Below are 21,755 nucleotides of genomic sequence, written 5' to 3'. Positions count from 1 at the left end.
TGAACGGCAGGACGCCGCTCCTATCAGGATATATTTAGTAGCTCAGCCGGTCAATCCCAAGGGGATCAGCCGGTTGGATTGACCCCGATCACCATGAAAACGACGATGATCATCAGAAGGAAGGGCACTTCATTCATGATGCGCCAGAATTTCTCGGTCCGCGGCCTTTCGCCATTCTGAAAGCGCTTGAAGCTCGCGGCATAAAATCCGTGGATGCCGGAAATACCGATCACGCAGGCAAGCTTCACGAGAAACCAGATCTGGCTGAGAAGCCCCGGCGCCATGGCGATCATCGCAAGACCCAGAACCCAGACGCCGATCATCGAGGGATTGATGATCCCCTTGAGAAGCCCGCGCTCCATTTTCATGAAATAGGTTTCGGCTTCCCCGCCGGGTTCGGACTGGTGGTGGTATACGAACAGTCGCGGCAGATACATCATCCCCGCCATCCACGCGATGACGAGAATGAGGTGGAGCGATTTGATCCAGGGATAGAGCGCTTGCATGACCGCGCCCTAGCGCTCGCGGATATGTTTGACCAGCGCGGCAACATGTTCCGGCGGGGTCTGCGGGATCAGCCCATGCCCGACGTTGAAGATGAAGGGCTTGCCGGCGAAGCTGTCGATCAACCTGTCCGCCGATGAGAACAGCGCATCTCCGCCTTCAAGAAGCAGGAGCTGATCGAGACCGCCCTGCACCGCGCCATGCGGGGAAAGGTTCTCAGCCGCCCAATCCCACGGAAGACCCGTATCAATCGACACGGCATCGATTTCTTTCAGTTTCGCGACTTCCGAGTAGGCCGGACCTGATCCGCGCGGAAAACCGATCACCGGTATGCCCGTTTTGGCTTTCACTTCCGCCGCGATCCTTCGGACAGGATCAACACAGAGATCATGGAATAGCGCGGAGGGCAGACCTGCCGCCCAGCTATCAAACAGCATGACCGCATTTGCCCCTGCTTGGGCTTGCCGGATGAGGTATTCCGCGGTTGCCGAGGCGATGAGATCAATCAGCGCGGCCATTTTGTCCGGCGACTGATAAGCGGTCATCCGAAGCGCCGAAGGATCCTTCACGCCCTGACCGGCCAGCATGTAGGTAGCAACGGTCCAGGGAGCCCCTGCGAAGCCGATCAACGCCTTTTCCGGAGGTAGGGCCGCCCGAACTTGAGAGACCGTCTCATAGACCGGCGAGAGCGTTTTATGGATGTCATCGCCAGAAAGCTTTCCGGCTGCGGACATGTCATCTTTGAGAACCGGCTCCAGCCTTGGCCCTTCGCCCTGTTCAAACCAGAGCTTCATGCCCAATGCCTGAGGGATCAGAAGGATGTCGGCAAAAAGGATGGCCGCATCGAGATCAAAGCGTTCTATAGGCTGAAGGGTGACCCGAGTGGCTTTGTCAGGATTGTAGCAGAGATCCAGAAAACCTCCTGCTTCCTCCCGCACGGCCCTATACTCTGGAAGATAACGGCCAGCCTGCCGCATGAACCAGATAGGGGGAATTGAGAGGGGCTCACCTCTCAGCACACGCATGAATTTTGAATTCTCTTGAGACATACCGGTAGCGCTTATCTGAAATGAAGTATGAGTCCTATAGGGGTGGATAAAGTGGATATCGCACTTAGTGCGTGTTTATCGACTCGCCTTTTCCCCAGACAGGATGTTTTTCGACTCCGCGATTTTCTGTCTTGACTACCGCGGTATGACTTTAATGTTTCGTTAAGCAACCGGTCATCTTTCTCATGGATATCCCCAGCCGGGGATAATGCGCAACTTTTGCATATGGGCCGGGGATGGCCGTGGTACTCCCGGCATAAACTCGGTAGGAACCGCCGAATGTTGATAATGGCGATGGCAATTTTCCGGCCGGAAAGCACGACAGGATGAGCAGTGTGACTCCCGCCCAGCGCATACGTGCGACGACCTGGTTTCATGTCCATCTTGTCTCCGACTCGACGGGCGAGACGCTCAGCACCATGCTGAAATCAACCGCCGCCCGGTTCGAGCGGGCCAAACCCCTCGAACATGTGGCCTCCCTTGTGCGGTCGAATGCCCAGCTCGACAAGGTTCTCGCGCGGATTGAGCAGGCGCCGGGCCTTGTCATGTATACGATCGTTGATCGCCAGATGCGCCGTAGGCTTGAGGTGAAATGCGCAGAGCTGCAGGTACCAGCGATCCCCGTTCTCGACCCATTGCTCAATGCGTTTGCGGATTATCTCGGTCTCGAACAGACGATGCAGACCGGCGCGCAGCATGAGCTTGATGATGATTATTTCCGCCGCATCGCGGCCATCGATTACACCATGGCGCATGATGACGGGCAGATGACCTGGGATCTGGAAAGCGCGGATGTCGTCCTCGTCGGGGTCAGCCGGACGTCAAAGACGCCGACCTGCATGTATCTGGCCCACCGCGGGGTGAAGGCCGCAAATGTGCCGCTGGTCCCGACCAGCGATCCGCCCCCGGAACTTGCCCAATTGCGAAAACCGCTGGTCGTAGGCCTGACTGCCAGCCCGACGCGGCTCTCCCAGATCCGCCGGACGCGGTTGACCAATCTTGCCGCGAATCAGGATGCCGCGACCTATTCGGATGAAGATCAGGTCAAAGAAGAGGTCACCAAGGCCAAACGGTATTTTGCCAAGAATGGCTGGCCGACCATCGATGTCACCCGCCGCTCGGTCGAAGAAACCGCTGCGAAAGTCCTCACCCTGATGAGCGCCCGGCAGGGCGGGGATATCAGCCAGGGATGAGCCTCGTTCTTGCCTCCCGCTCTGCGTCCCGGCGCGCGCTGCTCGATGGCGCGGGGATTCTTTATGATGCGCGGCCCGCCGATATTGATGAGGGCGTGGTCAAGGCGCGCGAGCTTCTTCGCGGGAAAACGCCGGCAGAAATCGCTCTGATCCTCGCGGAGGAAAAGGCGCTGGCCTGCGCAGCATCGGGGGATGAATTCGTCATTGGCGCCGATCAGGTCATGGAGTTCGATGGCGAGCTTTATGACAAGCCGGTCTCGCTTGAGGAGGCGGGCGACCGGCTCTTCGAGATGGCCGGAAAAATCCATTATCTGCGCTCCGGGTTGGTCCTCGCAAAAGGCGGCGAGATCATCTGGCGGCATCGTGGCTCCGCTTCCCTCACTATGCGAAAGACCAGCCGGGATGAGATTGCTTCCTATCTCGAAACGGTCGGCGAGAGAGTGCTGGCAACTGTCGGGGCCTATAAGCTGGAAGGCGAAGGCGTCCGGCTGTTTGAGAATATCGAGGGCGATTATTTCACCATTCTTGGCCTGCCGTTGATGCCGCTTTTAGCTGAGTTGCGGGCACGCGAGGTGCTAGCATGGTGATGCGTCACGTTGCCGTGATCGGCCACCCGATCGGCCAGTCAAAATCCCCCGCGCTTCATTCAAGGTGGATCAAGGCGCATGGGGTTGAGGCGGATTACACCGCCATCGACGGCAAGGATGAGGACAACTTCAGAGAGTTGATCCGTACCCTGCCCGAAAAAGGCTATGCCGGGGTCAATGTGACGATCCCGTTCAAGCAGCTTGCTTTTGAGCTTTGCGATGAGCTGACCGAACGGGCCGAATCCGTCGGCGCGGCGAACCTGCTGATCTTCCGGGACGGCAAAGTCATCGGCGACAATACGGATATTGCAGGGTTCAGCGCGGCGCTTTCCTCAATGGCGCTGGATCCCGCGCCCCGCTCCGCGCGCATCATCGGGGCCGGGGGCGCTGCACCTGCGATCATCGTGGCGCTCAAAGAGGCGGGGCTTGAGCGGATTGAGATCACCAACAGGACGGCCTCGAAAGCCATTGAATTGGCGGAGCGTTTCGATATCAAACCCATCGGCTGGGCGGCCCGGGACACTAAACTCGGCGAGATTGATCTTCTGATCAACACGACCTCGCTCGGCATGGAGGGCCAGCCGCCGCTCGATATGTTTGTCGGCAGCCTGCCGCCCCATGCCGCGGTGATCGACATTATCACCACCCCGCGCGAAACCGACCTCTTGATAGGCGCGCGGGAGAGGGGCCAGAAAACCATGAATGGCCTACCGATGCTGGTGCATCAGGCCGTGCCGAGTTTTGAAGCCTGGTTCGGCATCCGTCCGGATGATGAGCCGGTAGCGATAGAATTTCTTGAGGGACTGAAATGATCACGATCGGACTGACGGGCGGCATCGGGATGGGCAAGACCACGACCGCGGCCCTATTCGAGGGCGAAGGGATTCCGGTCTGGGATGCCGATAAGGCCGTCCACAGACTATATTCCCCTCGCGGATTTGGCGTGGCGCCGATCCTTGAGCGGTTTCCGGGGGTCGGCGGACCGCTTGGCGGGATCAACCGCGCGCTTCTCGCCGAGGCAGTGCTCGGCAAGCCGGCAGAACTCAAAGCCCTTGAAGAGATCGTCCATCCGCTTGTGGCCGCCGATCAGCGGGGGTTTCTCGAGGCGCAGGAAAGGGCCGGCGCGGAAATCGTGCTGCTCGATATCCCGCTCCTCCTTGAGAACAATCCTGACCGGTCCGAAGGCATTGTTGTCGTCTGCTCTGCGCTGGAAGAGGTCCGTAAAGCGCGCGTGCTGGCGCGGCCCGGCATGACAGAAGAAAAATACGCCGCGATCCTGTCCGCGCAGATGCCGGAAGAGGAGAAACTCAAACTGGCGGACTATGTCGTCCCTACCGGTGAAGGGTTTGAGGTAGCTCGGGAAAAGGTCCGGGAAATCCTTGCCGATATCCGTGCCAAGGCCCTCGACGCTGGCGGCAAATAGCCTCAAGACTGAGCATGCGTCAAATTATATTCGATACCGAAACGACTGGTTTCGAACCCCATAAGGGCCACCGGCTGGTCGAAATCGGCGCCGTTGAAATGGTCAATGGCGCGCTCACGGGGAAGAAATTCCACGTCTATATCAACCCTGAACGGGACATGCCCAAAGAGGCCTATGCGGTCCACAAGCTGTCCTCGGAATTCCTTGCCGACAAGCCGGTCTTCAGTGATCCGAGCATCGCGCAGGCGTTTCTGGATTTTGCCGGAGACGGCGTGCTGGTCGCACATAACGCGCCCTTCGACTGCGGCTTCATGAAACATCATCTGGAGGAGATCGGCCTGCCCTGGCGCTGGACCGAAGCCGATCAGGTCATCGACACGGTGAAGATCGCCCGCAAGCGGTTCCCCGGTTCGCCTGCTTCGCTTGATGCGCTCTGCTCGCGCTTCGGGATCGATCTTTCCCAGCGGGAATCACAAGGCCACGGCGCGCTTCTCGACGCGCGGCTCCTTGCGGAAGTCTATGTCGAGCTGACGGGCGGCGCGCAGTCGGGCTTTTCCTTCGGGCGACGCGGCAGCGGGGAGAATGGGTCGGATGATGAGAATAGGCCGACCCCGGTGCGCGACGGTCCGCGCCCAGTCCTCCTGACGGAAGAAGAAAAAGAGGCGCATACGGCCTTTTTGTCAGATGGGGTGAGTGAGCCAATCTGGGCGAAGCTCAGCTGAAGTCGACGGCGCGGCCGGCCTTTTCCCAGTCGCCATAGCGGGTCGGATTGGTCGTTCGGTCCGCTCCGCCAATTTCCCTCTCGGCGTCTTCAAGCGCGATCTGCTCACGACGTTCTTTGGCTTCGCGGAGGATACCGATCTCCATCTCCGACAGCTCCCGGCCATTCACGATCATCGGAATGCCGTCTTTGGTCATCGGCACAGGCTCGTCAGATGGCGTATCGGTCACTGGCAGCTCCTTTCTCCTCTACCTATCTCTCATCCCAAGAGTTTCAACTAGTCTATCAAGGGCCTTATTCCGATGAATTCATCATTGCGCACTTTCATGCTGATCGCGGCCATCACGGCGCTGTTCGGTGTCATCGGCCTCTTGCTGGGCGGAGCAACAGGCATGGTGATTGCGCTTGCTTTCGCAGCCGTAATGAACTTCATCAGCTACTGGAACGCCGACAAGATCGTCCTGAAAATGTATAATGCGCGGCAGGTCGACCCCGATACGCGGGAGATCAAGCTGCGGCGTTATGCGGAGGGCGTTGTGGGTCTGGCGGGCCGGGCCGGAATGCCGGTGCCGAAAATCTACGTCATCGAGAGCCCCCAGCCCAATGCCTTTGCGACCGGGCGGAACCCGGAGAACGCGGCCGTCGCGGCTACCACCGGGCTTCTCAACATGCTGACCGAGGAAGAAGTCATGGGCGTTATGGCGCATGAGCTGGCGCATGTGAAAAACCGTGACACACTGACGATGACCGTCACGGCAACACTCGCTGGGGCGATCACGGCGCTCGCCAATTTCGCGATTTTCTTCGGCGGCAACCGGAACAGCGCCGGCGGGATGATCCAGACAATTGCGATCATGATCTTCGCGCCCTTGGCCGCGAGCCTCGTGCAGATGGCGATCAGCCGGACGCGGGAATATGAGGCGGACAGGATCGGCGCGGAAATCTGCGGCAATCCGATCTGGCTTGCCTCGGCGCTGGCGAAAATCTCGAATGGCGTCGCGCGCATTCCGAATGTGACGGCGGAGCGCCACCCAGCTTCCGGTCAGATGATGATCATCAATCCGCTGTCAGGGCGCGGGGCGGATAATCTTTTCTCGACGCACCCTGCGACCCAGAACCGGATCGACCGGCTGGTCGAAATGGCAGGTGGCCGCGCGACGGAGCGCCCGTCAGAGCCTGCCCGTCCCTCAGGCCCCTGGGGGTGAAGTCTCGTCCTTTGACGCGTCGCCATCATCATCCGTAGACTGCTGGTCTTCCGGCGCCTCAGGCGCAGGGGTGATGATCGGCGCGGCGGATTTGGGGCTGTCGGGTTGGCCCCCCGGTTCGGGGGTCAGGCCGGCTTCAAACCCGTCTTGCATCCCGCTAGCTGTTTGCAGGTGATCGTCGATCGACAGGACGGCCATCAGGAATTCAGCGAGGATGCGTAAGACCAGCACCCAGAGCAGGAATTTGAACGGGACCAGCAAAAACTCGCCGATATCGAGATGGATCAGATGCCCCACCAGATGAAACAGGTGGATGACGACGATATAGAAGAGCGAGACGAAGTAGGCGAATTTGACGAGGCCCCGGCCGAGATGTTCGTCAAAGCTCAAAAAGCGGCCGATGAGATCGGACATTGCTGCTCTCCCGTTTGGCGCCCCTGCCTTCGTGAGGGCTAACGCGCTTGCCGCAGGACGGCAAGGCGCGGTTTGCCCTTGGATTAATGGGCTCTTTAGTGAGCTTCCTGCCAGTTTTTACCGATCCCGGCTTCGACGATCAGCGGCACGGAAATCTCAAGTGCGGGCAGCGTTGCCTTTTCCATCACGTCTTTGAGGAGCGCGGCGGTCTCATCGGCTTCTGCCTTGGGGCACTCGATCAACAGCTCGTCATGCACCTGAAGCAGCATTCGGCCCGATAGCCCCGCCTCTTTCAGTGCAGGGGGTACGCGGATCATGGCGCGCTTGACGACATCGGCGGCAGAACCCTGGATCGGCGCGTTGATCGCCTGCCGCTCGGCAAAGCTGCGTACCGGATGTTGCTTGGAGTTGATGTTCGGCGCATGAGCTCTGCGTCCGAACAGCGTCTCGACATATCCATCCGCCTTGGCGGCGGCGATCATGTCATCCATATACTGACGGATACCGGGGAATTTCTCGAAATAGTCCTTGATGTACTGGCTGGCTTCGCCGCGCGGGATGGCAAGCTGCCGGGCAAGGCCAAAGGCTGAAATTCCGTAGATAATCCCGAAATTGATTGCCTTGGCCGAACGACGGACGGATGGGTCCATCCCCTCAATCGGCACACCGAAGACTTCCGACGCTGTCATCGCGTGAATATCGAGCCCTTCGCGGAAGGCATTCTGCAGGGCATCGATCCCGGCAATATGGGCGAGCAGGCGCAACTCGATCTGGCTGTAATCGGCGGAGATCAGGACATTGCCTTTCTCCGCGATGAAGGCCTCGCGGATCTTGCGGCCGTCTTCTGTCCGTATCGGGATGTTCTGAAGGTTCGGATCGTTTGAAGAGAGGCGGCCCGTTGTCGTTGCCGCGAGGGAGTAGGAGGTATGAACCCGCCCCGTGTCGGGATGGATCGTTTCCTGTAAGGCGTCGGTATAGGTGCCCTTGAGTTTGGAGAGCTGGCGCCAGGCGAGAAGCTCGGTCGCAATCTCGATGCCTTCCGCTGCCAGATCATCCAGCGTATCGGCGGCGGTCGACCAGGCACCGGTCTTGGTCTTCTTGCCCCCCGGCAGGCCGAGCTTGCCGAACAGGATCTCGGAAATCTGCTTGGGGCTGCCGAGGTTGAAGCTTTCCCCGGCCAGCTTGTGGGCTTCGGCCTCGTGGGCTGCCATGCGCTGCGCGAACTCACCGGAGAGGCGCGAGAGGTGCTGTTTGTCAACGCGGATGCCGGCTTCTTCCATGTCACGGACCACGTGGACAAGAGGACGATCCATGGTTTCATAAACCGTCATCATGCCATCATCCGCCACCTGACGTTTAAGGACATGGAACAGCCGGAGCGTCACATCGGCGTCTTCAGCGGCGTACTTTGCCGCTTCGGGGATCGCGATCTGATCGAAAGTCTTGGCGTTCTTGCCGGTCCCGGCGATCTCCTTGAAGGAAATGCAGGTGTGCCCGAGATGACGTTCGGCCAGCTCATCCATACCGTGATTGCCGATCCCGCTTTCGACAGCATAGGAGAGCAGCATCGTATCGTCATAGGGCTGAATATCGATGCCGTGGCGCGACAGGATCAGGGCATCATATTTTAGGTTCTGCCCGACTTTAAGAACGGAGGCGTCTTCCAGCACGGGCTTGATGATCTCAAGCGCAAGCTTCTGATCCATCTGCTTGGCGGCATTCTCGTCGCCATCAAAATCAAGCCCGTCCGAGCTGCCATGCAGCAAGGGTACATAAACCCCATGCCCGGGGCGTAAGGAAAAACAGAGCCCGACTAGTCTTGCGCGCATGGCGTTCAGGCTGTCGGTTTCGGTATCAACCGCGAGCGTGCCCACCTCAATGGCCTCATCCATCAGGGCACGGAGGTCATCGGGATCATAGATGACCTCATATTTGTCGCGGTCAAAGCCGATAGATGAGGCGGACGGCGCGGAAGCTTTCTTCGTCTCTGGCGCGGCAATGCCGCCTGCCTCGCGGATGCGGCGGGTCAGGGTCGAGAATTCCATTTCCTCAAGGAAGGAAATCAGGGTCTCGTGATCGAAATCTTTGACGATGAAATCAGCGGGATCGTCCGGGACCGGTACATTGCGGTCAAGCGTCACAAGCTGGCGAGAGATGAGCGCTTCTTCCTTGTGCGTCTCGAGCATCTCACGGCGTTTCTTCTGCTTGATCTCTTCGGTTTGGGCGAGGATGTCATCGAGCGAGCCATATTCTTCGAGGAGTTGCGCCGCCGTTTTCGGGCCAATACCCGGCACGCCGGGCACGTTGTCGGTCGAATCCCCCATCAGCGCCTGAAGGTCGATCATCAGCTCCGGGCCAACCCCGAATTTCTCGATGACGGCCGCGGTGTCCATGATCTTGTTCTTCATCGGATCAAACATGACCGTGCGGTCGGTAACGAGCTGGGTCAGGTCCTTGTCCGAGGAGACGATGACGGTCTCGGCGCCGGCTTCTTCGGCGAGGCGTGCGTGTGTCGCGATGATGTCGTCCGCTTCGAACCCTTCCTGCTCAAGGCAGGGCAGGCCAAAGGCGCGGGTGGCATCCCGGATCAGCGGAAATTGCGGGACGAGGTCTTCGGGCGCGGGCGGACGGTTCGCCTTATACTCCTTATAAAGAGCGTTCCGGAAGGATTTGCCGGAATAGTCAAAGACAACCGCAAAATGGGTAGGTGTCCCGATATGCTCCTGGGCGGCATCCTGCACATCGGTCAAAAGCTTCCACAGCATGTTGCAGAAACCCGACACGGCCCCGATCGGCAGGCCGTCTGACTTGCGCGTCAGAGGCGGCAATGCGTGATAGGCGCGGAAGATATAGGCGGAGCCATCGATGAGATAGAGACGGCTATTGCCGTCGAGGGGCTTCGGTTTTGACATCCCACTCCGATAGCCTTGCGCGCGAATGTTGCCTAGTCTGGCATGTGGATTTTGGAGAATGTGATGCTGGTCTGGATCCTTGTCCTGCTGGGCGTGATCGCGGTGTGGCGTGTCCTGCGCCGCGCGTTGAAGCCGAGCGGCTCGGCCTATATGCGCCGCAAGCAGGTGCGACAGGCAAAGCTAGCCATGTTCGAGGCGATCAAGGCCACGCCGCCAAACAAGACAAAGGATGCGACGCCGGGTCAGTCCATCGAAACTGACCCGTCGAGCAAAGGTGAAGAGTAGGGGCCTTAGTTAGGCCGCGCCGGCATCCCGAAGGGGGAATTTCCCGGCGAGGAATTTGCGTTCTTTTGCCGGATCATACCGTTCCCGGATGAATTCTGCGATCTTCGGCTGGATGATCGTGCGCCAGCGTGAGCCGTTGAAGACCCCGTAATGCCCGGCGCCTTCCTGCACATAGTCGATCTTGTTCTTGGGCTTCAGGCCCGTACACAGATCATGGGCGGCTTGCGTCTGACCGATGCCGGAGATGTCATCAAGCTCACCTTCAACGGTCAGCAGCGCCGTCTTGGTGATGAGGGACGGATCAACTGTCTCACCGCGATGGCAGAGGAGGCCGCGCGGCAGGCTGTATTCCTGGAAGACTTCGCGGATCGTCTGCAGATAAAACTCTGAGGTCATGTCGCATACGGAGAGATACTCATCATAAAAGCGCTCATGCTTTTCTGCTGAATCATCATCGCCGCGGATCAGGTTCTCGAAGTAATCCCAGGTCGCCTCGATATGACGCTCCGCATTCATCGAAATGAAGCTGTAGAGCTGCAAGAAGCCCGGATAGACGCGTCGGCCGATCCCCGCATAGGGGGCGGGCACGGTCTGGATCATGTTCTGCTCGAACCATTCAAAGGCGCGCTGTTCAGCGAGCAGGTTCGTGACGGTCGGGCTGCGCCGCGCATCGATCGGGCTGCCCATAAAGGTCATAGTCGACGGTGTGGCCGGATCATTTTCCCGAGACATCACCGCAATAGCGGAGAGAAGGAGCGGCCCCGGCTGGCAGACGGCCATAGTGTGGGCATCGGGCCCAATCTCACGCATGAATTCGATCAGGTAATCGATGTAATCGTGCATATCGAAGCGGCCGAACCAGAGCGGCACTTCGCGGGCGTCTGCCCAGTCGGTGATGAAGACTTCATGGTCGGGCAGCATGGCCTGAACCGTGCCGCGCAGCAGGGTCGCATAATGCCCTGACATCGGCGCGACGATCAGGACGCGCGGATCGGGTTCGGTTTTGCCTGCGGCGCGCAAGGCATCCGGATCGCGAGCAAAACGAATGAGAGAACCAAAGGGCTTTTCTATGACGGTCTCGACAGAGACGGGGACTTCGGTCTCGCCGATCTGTGTGGTGGGGAGGCCCCAGTCCGGCTTGGTGTAACGGCGCGTCAGAGATTCATAGACTTTAAGTGCAGCAATCGGGGGCCGCGTAAAAATGGTGAGGTGACCTTCATCAATCCCCAGCGCTTCGTACATTTTCAGTGTCGAGCGGGCCGCCGCATTAAAAGGCGAGAGAGCCTGACGGCTGATCTCAATTGCGGAATAGAGCATGAGCGCCTCCTATGACGCAGGTTCCGGCAGGCGATGCTGCACCTGCGAAGACTAGCGCAATATGACCTGAGAAAGAGTCAATTCCAATGGTTAACCACTCGTTAGATTGAGAGATTATTTCAGGCGCTCTTCCAGCAATTGAGCCAGTTGCTCGGTCGGGGCGGCGTCAGAGATGGCGATTTCCGCCGTGCCATCTGGTCCTGTGATGAAAAACAGGCGCTGGTGATCCATCGTATATTCCAGCGCGCTGTCTGGCATGGGGACTTTCTTTGCGTAAACGTTCAGCGCTTTCTTGGCGGCTTCGATCTGCTCGAGCGTGCCGGTGAGCCCCAGAAGGCGGGGGTCATAATCAAGATGCGCGCGCAGGCGCTCGGCAGTATCGCGTTCGGGATCGACCGTGATGAAGAGCGGCTGGACTTTCGCGGCGTCTTTCTCGCCCAGGGCATCCAGCGTTGCTGTCATCTTGCCGAGGGCAGTCGGGCAAACCTCAGGGCAGGTCGTAAACCCAAAATAGATGAACATCGGTTTGCCTTCGAAATCTTCGTCGGTGACCGTTTCGCCTGTCTGGGCGATGAGGTCGAAATCCGCATCAAATCTAGAATTCAGGCGTATTTCACCGGCCCGTGGAATATCTGTCTGGCTGCTCTCACCACCGCAGGCGCTCAACATGAATGGCGCTGCCATGAGGAGAAGGATACTGTGCCGGAGTGTCATGCTGCCTCACCTTTAGATGATGTGAGATAGGCTATAGGCGGTCCTCATGAACAGTGAAACCAGTATTGAGGTCGCAGCTATGCGGCCACAGAGCCTGATCCGACAAAGAACGCTGACCCGGTTGAGGTGGTTTGCGATTGCCGGTCAGACGGTTGTGACCCTTTTCGTGCAATTCGTCCTGAAATTCGATTTGCCCCTGATCCCCATCGGGCTGGCCATTCTCTCATCGATTCTGGTCAATCTCTGGGTCATTCGAACAAAGCCTTTGTCCAATGCGCTGACCCCCAATGAAATTGCTGCGCACCTCATATTCGATACTGCGCAGATCGGTGTCGTGCTCGGTTTTGCCGGAGGGATTTTGAACCCATTCTCGGTCTGGCTGCTCCTCGCGCCAATGCTGGCGGCGTTCGCGCTAGAGAAATGGCGTGCCTATCTCGTCATCGGCGCGGTGATCGCCGTTCTGACCATAACGGCCATCTGGCACACCCCCATGCCTGGCGGTGTCACGCTGCCTCATATCTATATTTTCGGATCATGGGCGGCCCTGATGCTGGGGGTGACGTTCACGGCCGCTTATGCGCGGCAGGTGGCGGTTGCGCAGTCAAAGCTGACGACGGCGCTTGAGGCGACCCAGGCTGTTCTCTCCCGGGAGGAGAGGCTGACGGCCGTCGGCGGGCTGGCTGCTGCTGCTGCGCATGAGCTGGGGACGCCGCTTTCGACCATTCTTGTGACGGCGCGTGAGATGGAGGGCGATCTGCCTGATGGTCCCCTAAAGGAAGACGCACAGCTCCTCATTTCGCAAACGCAACGGTGTCAGAAGATCCTGATGCGGCTTTCGGATGTCGGCTCATCGGATGATGTCCGGCATGCCGAACTGACACTCGAAGAGATGCTCCATCAGGCGGCCAAACCCTTTCTCAATCAGGAAGGCCCGGACGTGCATTTCGTCTTCGATCCAGATTCGGATCTTGCTCCGCCCGAACGGCTAAAGCGGCAACCCGCAATCATCTATGGCTTGCGGACGCTTATCGAGAATGCGGTAAAATTCGCCGACAAGACCCTGCGGATCTCAGCGCGCTGGGACCAGAAAGAGTTGCTTGTCATTATTGAAGATGACGGCCCGGGTTTCCCGCCGGATGTCCTTAAACGCTTGGGAGAACCCTTCGCCAGGCAAGGAACAACACGATATCAGACAAGGCGACAGGGGCTCGGACTTGGGTTTTTTATCGCCAAAACGCTGCTCGAGCGGACGGGTGCGACATTGTGCTTCGGCAATGGGCGCCGTTTGCCGGGGGCGTGGGTTGAGATTTCTTGGCCGATTGCCAACCTTTACGTGAAAGAAAAGCGGGATATATCAGTCGGAAAAGAGAAGCTGAAACATGATGGATGAAACAATCGCCCTGCGCGCCGCCGACCTTCCCGAAGATGCCACCTGCCTGATCGTCGATGATGACCAGCCTTTCCGCACCCGCCTTGGCCGGGCGATGGAAAAGCGTGGGTTCTCGCCGATCCTCGCCGAAAGTGTGAGCGAAGCCACTCGCCTGATTGCTGCCGCACCTCCGGCCTTTGCTGTTGTTGATCTGCGGCTCGAAGATGGCGACGGCATCGAGGTTGTGAATCAGCTGCATGAAAGCCGCCCGGATGCGCGGGCGATCATTCTGACCGGCTATGGCAACATCACGACGGCCGTTGCGGCAGTGAAAGCAGGCGCAATCGATTATCTCGCAAAGCCCGCCGATGCGGATGACGTCCTCAAGTCGCTGCTGGCAGGACCGGGCGAGATGCCAGAGCCCCCGGAAAATCCGATGTCGGCTGATCGTGTCCGCTGGGAGCACATCCAGCGGGTCTATGAGCTCTGCAATCACAATGTGTCAGAAACGGCGCGTCGTCTCGGCATGCACCGTCGGACGCTGCAGCGGATCCTCGCCAAGCGCGCACCGATCTGAGGATCGAGCAGTCAGAAATTCAGGCAAGAAAAAAGCTGAATGCGGATGGCATTCAGCTTCTTTGACTTGATCGGCCGTAGCCGGAAGAAAAGGTCAGCTTACGGGCTGGCTGGCTCATCATCGTCGGTGACGACAGCATCGACGATTGCAACCGTCCCTGCAGCACCGCCGAAGAAGATCAGCGTTTTCGTTGCATCTGAAAGACCGGCCCAGCCGGCGCCAGCTTGTGCTGCGCCAAATGAAATCTGCGAAGTTTCACCGCACATTTCAGGAGCGACCGTGACGAGGCCAAGTTCAGAAACTTCCGTATCGCAACCAAAGGCGCGAACGGTGGCGGCGCTGCCCGTCTTCGCGATGACACGGTCACCTTCGAAAACGACATCACCGGACATCGCAGCTTCAGACTGATCAGCGCGCATGACCATGACTGCGCCGTCAACATCAGCAATTTGGCCGACAGGGGCCGGAGAACTGGAAGCTGCTAAAGCAGCAAGTACTGACAACATAGTAATAGACATGGCGGAACCTCTTCTGCGTCCGGATTATGGTAAAAGGTGATTTCCTATGTGATTCAACACGTAAACGGTTTCTAAATGATGAATGAGACACTAAAGCGGCAGTCTTGCCAGCAACTCATTATAGAGAACGGCAATCATGATTTGAAAAAGCCCGGAATTTCAATAAGTTCATCTTGGTATGCAACTATAGGATGCATATATCATTATATGTATACTTTAAATAGATTGCCTGCTTGGACAGCAGCTTAGAGATGCCAAATTGATTCATTCATCCGATCACGAAGAAAATTTCCGGTCTTCCTTTTGGAGGAAAGGGCCAGAGTTTCAGCAAATCTGATCAGGGGGAGAATGGTGCCGCATGCCGGATTCGAACCAGCGACCTCCTCATTACGAATGAGATGCTCTACCAACTGAGCTAATGCGGCGAGGGAACGGCCAATAGCCGAAGAGCGCGCGGCGCGCAATCAGCTAATCCCAAAGAAAAAGCCGCCTGTTCTGAGGCGGCTTCTCCTTATCAAATTCATGCGTCCGATCAGAGGATCACAAAATCGTCGGCTGTCAGATCGGCGACTTGTGTGTCCTCAATACGGATCGTGCCGTCCGCGAAAGTCAGGAGGACATCATCGCCATCCTGGCTCATCGCCGCTTCGACATCGGCATAGCTGTCGACGCCCTCGAGATTGTTGAGCTGGATCTGGTCGCCATCATTGAGGTCACGGATCGTATCGTCGCCAAAGTCGAGCTCGAAGACGAAGAGATCATCGCCCTGACCGCCGATCAGGCTGTCATTGCCCTTGTCACCATAGATGGTGTCATTGCCCAAATTGCCGAACAGCGTGTCATCGCCATCATTGCCGTAGATGAGGTCGGCGCCGGCATTGCCGTAGCCAAGGTCATCGCCGACACCTGTGTTAATGACGTCATCGCCTTCATTGCCCCAGACCGTGTCATTGCCGGTATTGCCATAGAGCATGTCATTGTCGGCGCCGCCGCGAATGCTGTCATCGCCGGCTTGACCGTAGATCTCGTCTTCCCCGGCTTCACCCATGAGGGTGTCATTCTCGGAGCCGCCCTCGATCTGGTCGTCGCCCTTGCCGCCATAGATCAGGTCGTCGCCCGAGAAGCCGTGCAACGTATCGTCGTCGGTCTTCCCTTTGAGGGTGTCATTCCCATTATTGCCAAAGAGGAAGTCATTCCCCCAACCGCCAGAGAGGAAATCATCGCCATGATTGCCCTCAAGGCTGTCATCCCCGCCATACCCGAGCAGCGTGTCATTGGCGCCTTTACCGTCGATGACGTCGGTATCGACCGTCCCGACAATCTTATCCTCGTCAAAAGTCCCTTCGAATTCCATGGGGCCTCTCCTTCACGCCACATAAACCGGTTTACACATATTAACGCCTTAACGCGTCTGTGGAAATCCCCATTTTTCAATGAATTACAAGAAGAAGGCGGGATGACCAGTGGTCATCCCGCCTTGCGTATTTCTCGTCATCAGGAGGCTTTTGCCTCGATCTGGTGTCAGGCGACGCTTTCGAGCGTCCGCTCGACGCGTTCGACATCGAAACATTCGATAACATCGCCAACTTTCAGGTCGTCGTAATTGGCAAAGCTCATGCCGCATTCCTGACCGGCCGGCACTTCGTTGACGTCGTCTTTGAAGCGCTTGAGCTGAGACAATTCGCCTTCGTGGATGACGACGTTGTCGCGCAGCAGGCGAACCTTGGAGCCGCGTTTGACCTGGCCATCCGTAACACGGCAGCCAGCGACCTTGCCGACTTTCGAGACGTTGAAGACTTCCAGGATCTCGGCATTGCCAAGGAAGGTTTCGCGCAGCTCAGGATCGAGCATGCCGGTAAGCGTGCCCTTGATGTCGTCGATCAGGTCATAGATCACCGAATAATAGCGGATCTCGACGCCTGAACGCTCGGCTTCTTCGCGGGCCTGTTTATTGGCCCGGACGTTAAAGCCGATGACCGGGGCCTTGGAGGCTTCGGCCAGAATGACATCGCTCTCGGAAATCGCGCCGACGCCAGTGTGCAGGACGCGAACACGGACTTCCTTGTTGGCCATTTTCTGAAGCGAGCCGACGATCGCTTCGACGGAGCCCTGCACATCGCCTTTGAGGACGATCGGCAGATCCTTGATCTCGGCATCCTGCAGCTGGGCCATCATCTGCTCCAGCGAGGTGCCGGAGGTGGCCGCATTTGCCTTCTCGCGCTTCTTGCGGGCGCGATATTCAGCGACTTCGCGGGCGCGGGCTTCGTGCTCAACCACGGCGAACTGGTCACCGGGTTCAGGCACACCGTTCAGGCCAAGGATCTCGATCGGTTTGGACGGACCGGCCTCTTTGACCTGATGGCCCTGATCGTCGATCAGCGCGCGGACCTTGCCCCATTCAGCACCCACAACGACGATATCGCCGCGTTTGAGCGTGCCTTCCTGCACCAGAAGGGTGGAGACAGAGCCGCGACCCTTGTCGAGCTGCGCTTCAACAACCGTACCGTATGGCTGGCGATCAGCATCAGCTGTCAGTTCGAGAAGTTCGGCCTGAAGCTGGATGGCTTCGAGAAGCCCGTCGAGGTTCATCCGCTTGAGGGCGGAGACCTCAATGTCCTGAACCTCACCGCCCATGCTTTCGACCTGTACCTCATACTGGAGGAGCTCGGTCTTCACGCGGTTCGGGTCGACATTGGGCTTGTCGATCTTGTTGATCGCGATGATCATCGGGACGCCCGCCGCCTTGGCGTGGTTAATCGACTCGATGGTCTGCGGCATGACGCCGTCATCGGCCGCGACCACGATGATCACGATATCGGTGACGTTCGCCCCGCGGGCCCGCATCGAGGTGAAGGCCGCGTGGCCCGGCGTATCGAGGAAGCTGATGAGCTTCCCATCAGGCGCTTTCACCTGATAGGCGCCGATATGCTGGGTGATGCCGCCGGCTTCGCCTTCGACCACATTGGTCTGGCGCAGGGCATCAAGCAGCGAAGTCTTGCCGTGGTCGACATGGCCCATAATGGTGACGACCGGCGGACGCGAGACACGTTCCGCGTCCGGATTGGCTTCGGCGATCAGGCCGTCTTCGACATCGGATTCAGAAACCCGTTTTACCGAGTGACCCAGATCCTCAACGATCAGCTGAGCGGTGTCGGCATCAAGCGTTGCGTTGGCCTGAACCATCTGGCCCTGCTTCATCAGCTCGCGGATCAGGTCCGTCGAACGCATGGCCATCCGCTGGGCGAGTTCCTGCACGGTGATCAGATCGGGGATCGTGACTTCGCGTGTCTGTTTCTCGGAGTTCTGGCCCCGCTTGGCGCGGTTTGCCTTTTCCTTCTCGCGGGCACGTTTCACCGAAGCGAGCGAGCGCTGGCGCTCGTCATCCTCAAGCGCCTTGGCAATTGTCAGGCGGCCTGTGCGACGTTTGGGCGGCTCTTTGGCTTTGCTCTCATTGGTCGCGCCGAAATTACGTTTCTGCTTGATCCGGCCACCAAGGGCAGAGAGCGGATTGTCTTCGTCGGCAGAGAATTTCTTGCCGCCGCGATTGTCGCCGTCATCGCTATCATCGTCTTCGCGCTGGGGCTTGCCGCCCTTGCCAGGCTGCTTGGCCTTGCGCTCCAGCTCTTCTTTCTCAAGAGCCTGACGAGCGGCTGCCTCAGCCTTCTCACGCGCTTCAGATTCAGCTTTGCGCTTTTGCTCGTCCTCTTCGGCTTTTTTACGGGCCTCTTCGAGACGGGCTTTTTCTTCAGCGGCGCGGCGTTCGCGTTCTTCACGCTCAGCGGCCTCACGCTTGGCTTTCTCCTCGGCCTCTTTCTTGGCACGAGCGAGAACGGCGGCACGCGCCTTCTGCTCCTGCTCGGAAAGCTGGCGGAGGACTTTCGGCTTACCGCTAGCATCGGTGCCGGCGGTGCGGGTGGTCTTGGGCTTGGCAGGTGCTGCGGTTTTCCGCGCAGGCTTTGCCGGGGCCGCATCTGCTGCGGCCGCAGGGGTACCGTCACCGGGTGCACGCACCCGGCGCTTCTTCTCGACCACGACCGTTTTCGTGCGGCCATGCGGGAAGCTCTGCTTTACAGCTCCCGTCTCCGTCTTCCGAAGCGTCAGCGGACGGCGTCCGCTTCCCGATTTTTCCTGGCTGTCGTCGCTCATAAATCTCCAAAAGACCCCAAATGGGCCCCGTCATTCGTCGCCAAAACAGATAAGACGCGCGGGGGGCATTCGCCCGACCCACGCAAGTCTAACATGACTCCGTCGTGGCGAGGACGCGTCACATACTCTTCCACCCGCCTCGGGTCCACCGGGCAAGGCGGGCAAAACGGCTTTTATTGCCGGGATGTTGTGTCAGATCCCGTGAAATGCCTCAGCCGGATCGCCTCGTAAAGGGCGCTTTCGGCCGCCTTACCGGGGATCAGCCCCAAATGCACGGCACCCGGACTGCCGATCGCCTCCGCAAGGGCGGTGCTATCCGGCTCTAATACGATATGGGGGGCGTTCCCCCGTGCCTCAAGCGTGCGCAGGATTTTTCCAACCCCGTCGGGTGCCGCATCGGACGGCGTGACATAGGCAATCAGCTTCGGGACGGCCGCTTTGACGACTTCAAACCCGGTCAGGCACTGGCCTGCTCGGCGGGCAAGGCCGAGCTGGTTCAGCGTCCGGCGGGTCAATTGCGTGCGGATCTCCGCCGCGTAGACTTCGGGCGTCATGCCGTCCGGCAGGCTGATGCCCTCTTTAAAGGACCGGGCAAAGCCGCCTTTCTTGAGTGCGCGCTCGAGGAAGCCAGATTCTGCCTGCAGCCACGCGCCGCGCCCGGGCAGCTTGCCGGAGAGATCGAGCGTCAGGATGCCTTGCGGATCCCGGACAAAGCGCAAGGCCGGGGCGCCCGGCGGGATCGCCTCGCCGGTTGCCACGCAGCGCCTGTCGGTCTGGCGGGATTTATTTGCGCTCATTCGAACTCCCGGCCTCGCCCTTGGAGGGCCTTTCAGGCCACCTCAGGGTGAGGCCAATGGAAGTCCTCATCCTGAGGAGCCCGGCTCGTCCGGACGTCTCGAAGGACGAGGACGTAGCTTATGCGGTCGCGTCTTCGGCGCCCTCTTCGCCTTCTTCATCCGTATCCCAGCCGACGCGGCGACGGGCTTCGGCGATCATGGCTTCGGCGGTGTCCGCTTTGATGCGGAAGCCTTCGAGCATGCCTTCATAATGCTTCTTCTCGCCATCGACGCGCTCGGTCCAGCCGGTGAAGTCATCGGCGACGCAGCCGGCGAAGTCCTCAACCGTCAGCACACCCTCTTCAGCGAGGCGAACGACCATTTTCAGGGTCAGCCCTTCAATGGTGAGAAGGTCATCCTCAACGCCCATCTCCTTGCGCTTGGCATCGAGTTCCTGGCGTTCTTTCTCCAGCCATTCGAGCGCGCGGGCCTGAAGCTCTTCAGCGGTTTCCTCGTCAAAGCCTTCGATCTCGGCAATCTCGTGAAGATCGACATAGGCGATCTCCTCGACGCGCGCGAAACCTTCCGCAACCAGAAGATTGGCGATCATGTCATCGACATCGAGCACCTTCATGAAGGTCTCGGAGCGTTCGGCATATTCCTTCTGCCGTTTTGCGCTCTCTTCTTCCTCGGTCATGATGTCGATCTCAAAGCCGGTCAGCTGGCTTGCAAGGCGGACATTCTGGCCGCGGCGGCCAATGGCGAGGGAGAGCTGCTCGTCGGGAACGACAACTTCGATGCGCTCAAGCTCTTCGTCGAGAACGACCTTGGCGACTTCTGCCGGCGCGAGCGCGTTGACGACGAAGGTTGCGATATCTTCCGACCACGGCACGATGTCGATCTTCTCGCCGCCCAGCTCGCCCACGACGGCCTGCACGCGAGAGCCCCGCATCCCGACGCAGGCGCCGACCGGGTCGATCGAGCCGTCATTCGAGAAAACAGCAATCTTGGCGCGGGAGCCGGGATCACGGGCAACGGCCTTGATCTCGATCACGCCATCATAAACTTCGGGCACTTCCTGCTCGAAGAGGCGCGCCATGAATTGCGGGTGAGAACGCGACAGGAAGATCTGCGGCCCGCGCGGCTCACGGCGCACATCAGCGATATGCGCGCGGACGCGGTCACCCTGACGCAGCGGTTCACGCGGGATCTGTTGGTCACGGCGGATAATCGCTTCGGCACGGCCGAGATCGACGATCACATGGCCATACTCGATCCGCTTGATCAGGCCAGAGATAATCTCGCCAACGCGGTCTTTGAAGTCATTGTACTGATTGTCGCGTTCTGCGTCGCGAACCTTCTGGTTGATGACCTGTTTCGCGCCCAGCGCGGCAACGCGGCCATAATCCATCGGCGGCAGAGGATCTGAAAGGAAGTCACCGATCTCGGCTTCCTGATTTTGGCGCTTGGCAGCCTTCAGCGAGATTTCAGTCGATTCATTCTCGACTTCCTCAACGACTTCCATCAGCCGCCACAGGCGCGTTTCGCCCGTATTCGGATCAATCTCGGCCCGGACATTGGTCTCGGCGCCATAGCGCGAGCGGGCCGCGCGGGAGAGGGCGTCTTCCATCGCCTCGATCACGATGCCGGGGTCGATATTCTTTTCCTGCGCCACGGCGCGGGCGATCTGGACGAGTTCGATCTTGTTATGGGTGACGGTCATTTTCGTCTCTTTCTGAAGGTACCTGTTCAAACGAATTGGACATAAATTGCTTGGTAAGCTTGGCGGCAAATGGAAGGCCAGCGAACGCAACGATTACGCCAAAGAGGACGGACGGGATCAGCGAGTATATGGGGGCGATGCTTGCTTCAGGAGCCGCAAGATAAGCGCCATACTGAGGAACGAATACTGTTGCAGCAAAAAGCGCTGCTCCAATCAGCTTTGCCCATAGCGAATTCATCGCAATGCGTGAGAGACTTCCCGTCAACTGGAAGGCCCAGAGCGTCGTATAAACCATACATCCGGCAATCAGAGCCCAGAACAT

The 21,755-nt window shown here is 58.8% G+C and carries 22 protein-coding genes and 1 tRNA gene; 9 read left to right on the top strand and 14 right to left on the bottom strand.

The window, feature by feature from the left end; genetic code table 11:
* Positions 1–65 precede the first annotated feature (65 nt).
* Positions 66–506, bottom strand: a complete 441-nt coding sequence (locus DX908_RS09200) for a CopD family protein (protein WP_116392047.1) — start codon at positions 504–506, stop codon at positions 66–68.
* 9 nt (positions 507–515) lie between these two features.
* Complete coding sequence (hemE, locus tag DX908_RS09195; protein WP_116392046.1) at positions 516–1,553, bottom strand: uroporphyrinogen decarboxylase; 1,038 nt, start codon at positions 1,551–1,553, stop codon at positions 516–518.
* 326 nt (positions 1,554–1,879) lie between these two features.
* Here hemE and DX908_RS09190 point away from each other — a divergent pair, with 326 nt between their 5' ends.
* Genes DX908_RS09190 through dnaQ form a run of 5 tightly spaced genes read left to right on the top strand, consistent with a single transcriptional unit; the run spans position 1,880 to position 5,478 of the window.
* Positions 1,880–2,746, top strand: a complete 867-nt coding sequence (locus DX908_RS09190) for a pyruvate, water dikinase regulatory protein (RefSeq protein WP_116392045.1) — start codon at positions 1,880–1,882, stop codon at positions 2,744–2,746.
* Complete coding sequence (locus DX908_RS09185) at positions 2,743–3,333, top strand: Maf family protein (RefSeq protein WP_116392044.1); 591 nt, start codon at positions 2,743–2,745, stop codon at positions 3,331–3,333. Before DX908_RS09190 ends, DX908_RS09185 begins: the two co-directional genes overlap by 4 nt.
* Positions 3,327–4,145: a shikimate dehydrogenase gene (aroE, locus tag DX908_RS09180; RefSeq protein ID WP_199564662.1), complete on the top strand. Its 819-nt coding sequence runs from the start codon at positions 3,327–3,329 to the stop codon at positions 4,143–4,145. The genes DX908_RS09185 and aroE overlap by 7 nt, the downstream gene beginning before the upstream one ends.
* Positions 4,142–4,756, top strand: coding sequence for a dephospho-CoA kinase (gene coaE / locus DX908_RS09175; RefSeq protein ID WP_116392043.1), 615 nt, complete (start codon positions 4,142–4,144; stop codon positions 4,754–4,756). Before aroE ends, coaE begins: the two co-directional genes overlap by 4 nt.
* Positions 4,757–4,770: 14 nt before the next feature.
* On the top strand, positions 4,771–5,478 hold the full coding sequence (gene dnaQ / locus DX908_RS09170) for a DNA polymerase III subunit epsilon (protein ID WP_116392042.1): 708 nt from the start codon (positions 4,771–4,773) through the stop codon (positions 5,476–5,478).
* Here the strand turns inward: dnaQ and DX908_RS09165 are convergent.
* Positions 5,471–5,707, bottom strand: a complete 237-nt coding sequence (locus DX908_RS09165) for a DUF1674 domain-containing protein (RefSeq protein ID WP_199564661.1) — start codon at positions 5,705–5,707, stop codon at positions 5,471–5,473. The genes dnaQ and DX908_RS09165 overlap by 8 nt on opposite strands.
* A gap of 72 nt (positions 5,708–5,779) precedes the next feature.
* Here DX908_RS09165 and htpX point away from each other — a divergent pair, with 72 nt between their 5' ends.
* Positions 5,780–6,682, top strand: a complete 903-nt coding sequence (htpX, locus tag DX908_RS09160; protein WP_116392041.1) for a zinc metalloprotease HtpX — start codon at positions 5,780–5,782, stop codon at positions 6,680–6,682.
* On the opposite strand, the gene DX908_RS09155 is transcribed toward htpX, so the two are convergent.
* Together DX908_RS09155 and polA are read right to left on the bottom strand one after the other, a co-directional pair.
* Positions 6,665–7,096: a DUF4282 domain-containing protein gene (locus DX908_RS09155; protein WP_116392040.1), complete on the bottom strand. Its 432-nt coding sequence runs from the start codon at positions 7,094–7,096 to the stop codon at positions 6,665–6,667. The two genes, htpX and DX908_RS09155, sit on opposite strands and share 18 nt — an antisense overlap.
* Positions 7,097–7,191: 95 nt before the next feature.
* Positions 7,192–10,008 carry a DNA polymerase I gene (gene polA, locus DX908_RS09150; RefSeq protein WP_116392039.1) on the bottom strand — a complete coding sequence of 939 codons (2,817 nt, stop codon included), beginning with the start codon at positions 10,006–10,008 and terminating at the stop codon, positions 7,192–7,194.
* A 63-nt stretch (positions 10,009–10,071) separates the two neighbouring features.
* Between polA and DX908_RS09145 the strand changes: the two genes are divergently transcribed.
* Entirely contained in the window at positions 10,072–10,293 is a 222-nt protein-coding gene (locus DX908_RS09145; protein WP_116392038.1) for a hypothetical protein, read from the top strand.
* A 9-nt stretch (positions 10,294–10,302) separates the two neighbouring features.
* Here DX908_RS09145 and DX908_RS09140 read toward each other — a convergent pair whose 3' ends face one another.
* Positions 10,303–11,610, bottom strand: a complete 1,308-nt coding sequence (locus DX908_RS09140) for a polyhydroxyalkanoate depolymerase (protein ID WP_116392037.1) — start codon at positions 11,608–11,610, stop codon at positions 10,303–10,305.
* A gap of 114 nt (positions 11,611–11,724) precedes the next feature.
* Entirely contained in the window at positions 11,725–12,324 is a 600-nt protein-coding gene (locus DX908_RS09135) for an SCO family protein (protein WP_116392036.1), read from the bottom strand.
* A gap of 46 nt (positions 12,325–12,370) precedes the next feature.
* Between DX908_RS09135 and DX908_RS09130 the strand changes: the two genes are divergently transcribed.
* The gene (locus DX908_RS09130; RefSeq protein WP_116392035.1) at positions 12,371–13,714 is read left to right on the top strand and encodes an ActS/PrrB/RegB family redox-sensitive histidine kinase; all 1,344 of its coding nucleotides are present in this window, start codon (positions 12,371–12,373) and stop codon (positions 13,712–13,714) included.
* Positions 13,704–14,270 (top strand): ActR/PrrA/RegA family redox response regulator transcription factor, encoded by a 567-nt coding sequence (locus tag DX908_RS09125; RefSeq protein ID WP_147303768.1) that lies wholly within the window; start codon positions 13,704–13,706, stop codon positions 14,268–14,270. The genes DX908_RS09130 and DX908_RS09125 overlap by 11 nt, the downstream gene beginning before the upstream one ends.
* A gap of 98 nt (positions 14,271–14,368) precedes the next feature.
* Here the strand turns inward: DX908_RS09125 and DX908_RS09120 are convergent, their stop codons facing one another.
* The 7 genes from DX908_RS09120 to DX908_RS09090 all read right to left on the bottom strand — a co-directional run bounded on the left by DX908_RS09120 (position 14,369) and on the right by DX908_RS09090 (position 21,755).
* Positions 14,369–14,689: a hypothetical protein gene (locus DX908_RS09120; protein WP_158548631.1), complete on the bottom strand. Its 321-nt coding sequence runs from the start codon at positions 14,687–14,689 to the stop codon at positions 14,369–14,371.
* Positions 14,690–15,137: 448 nt separating this feature from the next.
* A tRNA-Thr gene (locus tag DX908_RS09115) sits at positions 15,138–15,213 on the bottom strand.
* 107 nt (positions 15,214–15,320) lie between these two features.
* The gene (locus tag DX908_RS09110) at positions 15,321–16,142 is read right to left on the bottom strand and encodes a calcium-binding protein (protein WP_116392033.1); all 822 of its coding nucleotides are present in this window, start codon (positions 16,140–16,142) and stop codon (positions 15,321–15,323) included.
* Positions 16,143–16,309: 167 nt separating this feature from the next.
* Positions 16,310–18,934, bottom strand: coding sequence for a translation initiation factor IF-2 (infB, locus tag DX908_RS09105; RefSeq protein WP_116392032.1), 2,625 nt, complete (start codon positions 18,932–18,934; stop codon positions 16,310–16,312).
* Positions 18,935–19,107: 173 nt separating this feature from the next.
* Positions 19,108–19,731 (bottom strand): DUF448 domain-containing protein, encoded by a 624-nt coding sequence (locus DX908_RS09100; protein WP_116392031.1) that lies wholly within the window; start codon positions 19,729–19,731, stop codon positions 19,108–19,110.
* A gap of 118 nt (positions 19,732–19,849) precedes the next feature.
* Positions 19,850–21,433 carry a transcription termination factor NusA gene (nusA, locus tag DX908_RS09095; protein ID WP_116392030.1) on the bottom strand — a complete coding sequence of 528 codons (1,584 nt, stop codon included), beginning with the start codon at positions 21,431–21,433 and terminating at the stop codon, positions 19,850–19,852.
* On the bottom strand, positions 21,417–21,755 hold the full coding sequence (locus tag DX908_RS09090; protein WP_147303766.1) for a hypothetical protein: 339 nt from the start codon (positions 21,753–21,755) through the stop codon (positions 21,417–21,419). The genes nusA and DX908_RS09090 overlap by 17 nt, the downstream gene beginning before the upstream one ends.

Source organism: Parvularcula marina, from assembly GCF_003399445.1.
Lineage (GTDB): Bacteria > Pseudomonadota > Alphaproteobacteria > Caulobacterales > Parvularculaceae > Parvularcula > Parvularcula marina.
This window is presented reverse-complemented; position numbering and strand designations above follow the sequence as displayed.

Excerpts from the sequence above, each read along its gene's own strand:
- DX908_RS09200 (WP_116392047.1), bottom strand. The coding sequence starts at position 506 with ATGCAAGCGCTCTATCCCTGGATCAAATCGCTCCACCTCATTCTCGTC.
- hemE (WP_116392046.1), bottom strand. The coding sequence starts at position 1,553 with ATGTCTCAAGAGAATTCAAAATTCATGCGTGTGCTGAGAGGTGAGCCC.
- DX908_RS09190 (WP_116392045.1), top strand. The coding sequence starts at position 1,880 with ATGAGCAGTGTGACTCCCGCCCAGCGCATACGTGCGACGACCTGGTTT.
- DX908_RS09185 (WP_116392044.1), top strand. The coding sequence starts at position 2,743 with ATGAGCCTCGTTCTTGCCTCCCGCTCTGCGTCCCGGCGCGCGCTGCTC.
- aroE (WP_199564662.1), top strand. The coding sequence starts at position 3,327 with ATGGTGATGCGTCACGTTGCCGTGATCGGCCACCCGATCGGCCAGTCA.
- coaE (WP_116392043.1), top strand. The coding sequence starts at position 4,142 with ATGATCACGATCGGACTGACGGGCGGCATCGGGATGGGCAAGACCACG.
- dnaQ (WP_116392042.1), top strand. The coding sequence starts at position 4,771 with ATGCGTCAAATTATATTCGATACCGAAACGACTGGTTTCGAACCCCAT.
- htpX (WP_116392041.1), top strand. The coding sequence starts at position 5,780 with ATGAATTCATCATTGCGCACTTTCATGCTGATCGCGGCCATCACGGCG.
- DX908_RS09155 (WP_116392040.1), bottom strand. The coding sequence starts at position 7,096 with ATGTCCGATCTCATCGGCCGCTTTTTGAGCTTTGACGAACATCTCGGC.
- polA (WP_116392039.1), bottom strand. The coding sequence starts at position 10,008 with ATGTCAAAACCGAAGCCCCTCGACGGCAATAGCCGTCTCTATCTCATC.
- DX908_RS09145 (WP_116392038.1), top strand. The coding sequence starts at position 10,072 with ATGCTGGTCTGGATCCTTGTCCTGCTGGGCGTGATCGCGGTGTGGCGT.
- DX908_RS09140 (WP_116392037.1), bottom strand. The coding sequence starts at position 11,610 with ATGCTCTATTCCGCAATTGAGATCAGCCGTCAGGCTCTCTCGCCTTTT.
- DX908_RS09135 (WP_116392036.1), bottom strand. The coding sequence starts at position 12,324 with ATGACACTCCGGCACAGTATCCTTCTCCTCATGGCAGCGCCATTCATG.
- DX908_RS09130 (WP_116392035.1), top strand. The coding sequence starts at position 12,371 with ATGAACAGTGAAACCAGTATTGAGGTCGCAGCTATGCGGCCACAGAGC.
- DX908_RS09125 (WP_147303768.1), top strand. The coding sequence starts at position 13,704 with ATGATGGATGAAACAATCGCCCTGCGCGCCGCCGACCTTCCCGAAGAT.
- DX908_RS09120 (WP_158548631.1), bottom strand. The coding sequence starts at position 14,689 with ATGCGCGCTGATCAGTCTGAAGCTGCGATGTCCGGTGATGTCGTTTTC.
- DX908_RS09110 (WP_116392033.1), bottom strand. The coding sequence starts at position 16,142 with ATGGAATTCGAAGGGACTTTTGACGAGGATAAGATTGTCGGGACGGTC.
- infB (WP_116392032.1), bottom strand. The coding sequence starts at position 18,934 with ATGAGCGACGACAGCCAGGAAAAATCGGGAAGCGGACGCCGTCCGCTG.
- DX908_RS09100 (WP_116392031.1), bottom strand. The coding sequence starts at position 19,731 with ATGAGCGCAAATAAATCCCGCCAGACCGACAGGCGCTGCGTGGCAACC.
- nusA (WP_116392030.1), bottom strand. The coding sequence starts at position 21,433 with ATGACCGTCACCCATAACAAGATCGAACTCGTCCAGATCGCCCGCGCC.
- DX908_RS09090 (WP_147303766.1), bottom strand. The coding sequence starts at position 21,755 with ATGTTCTGGGCTCTGATTGCCGGATGTATGGTTTATACGACGCTCTGG.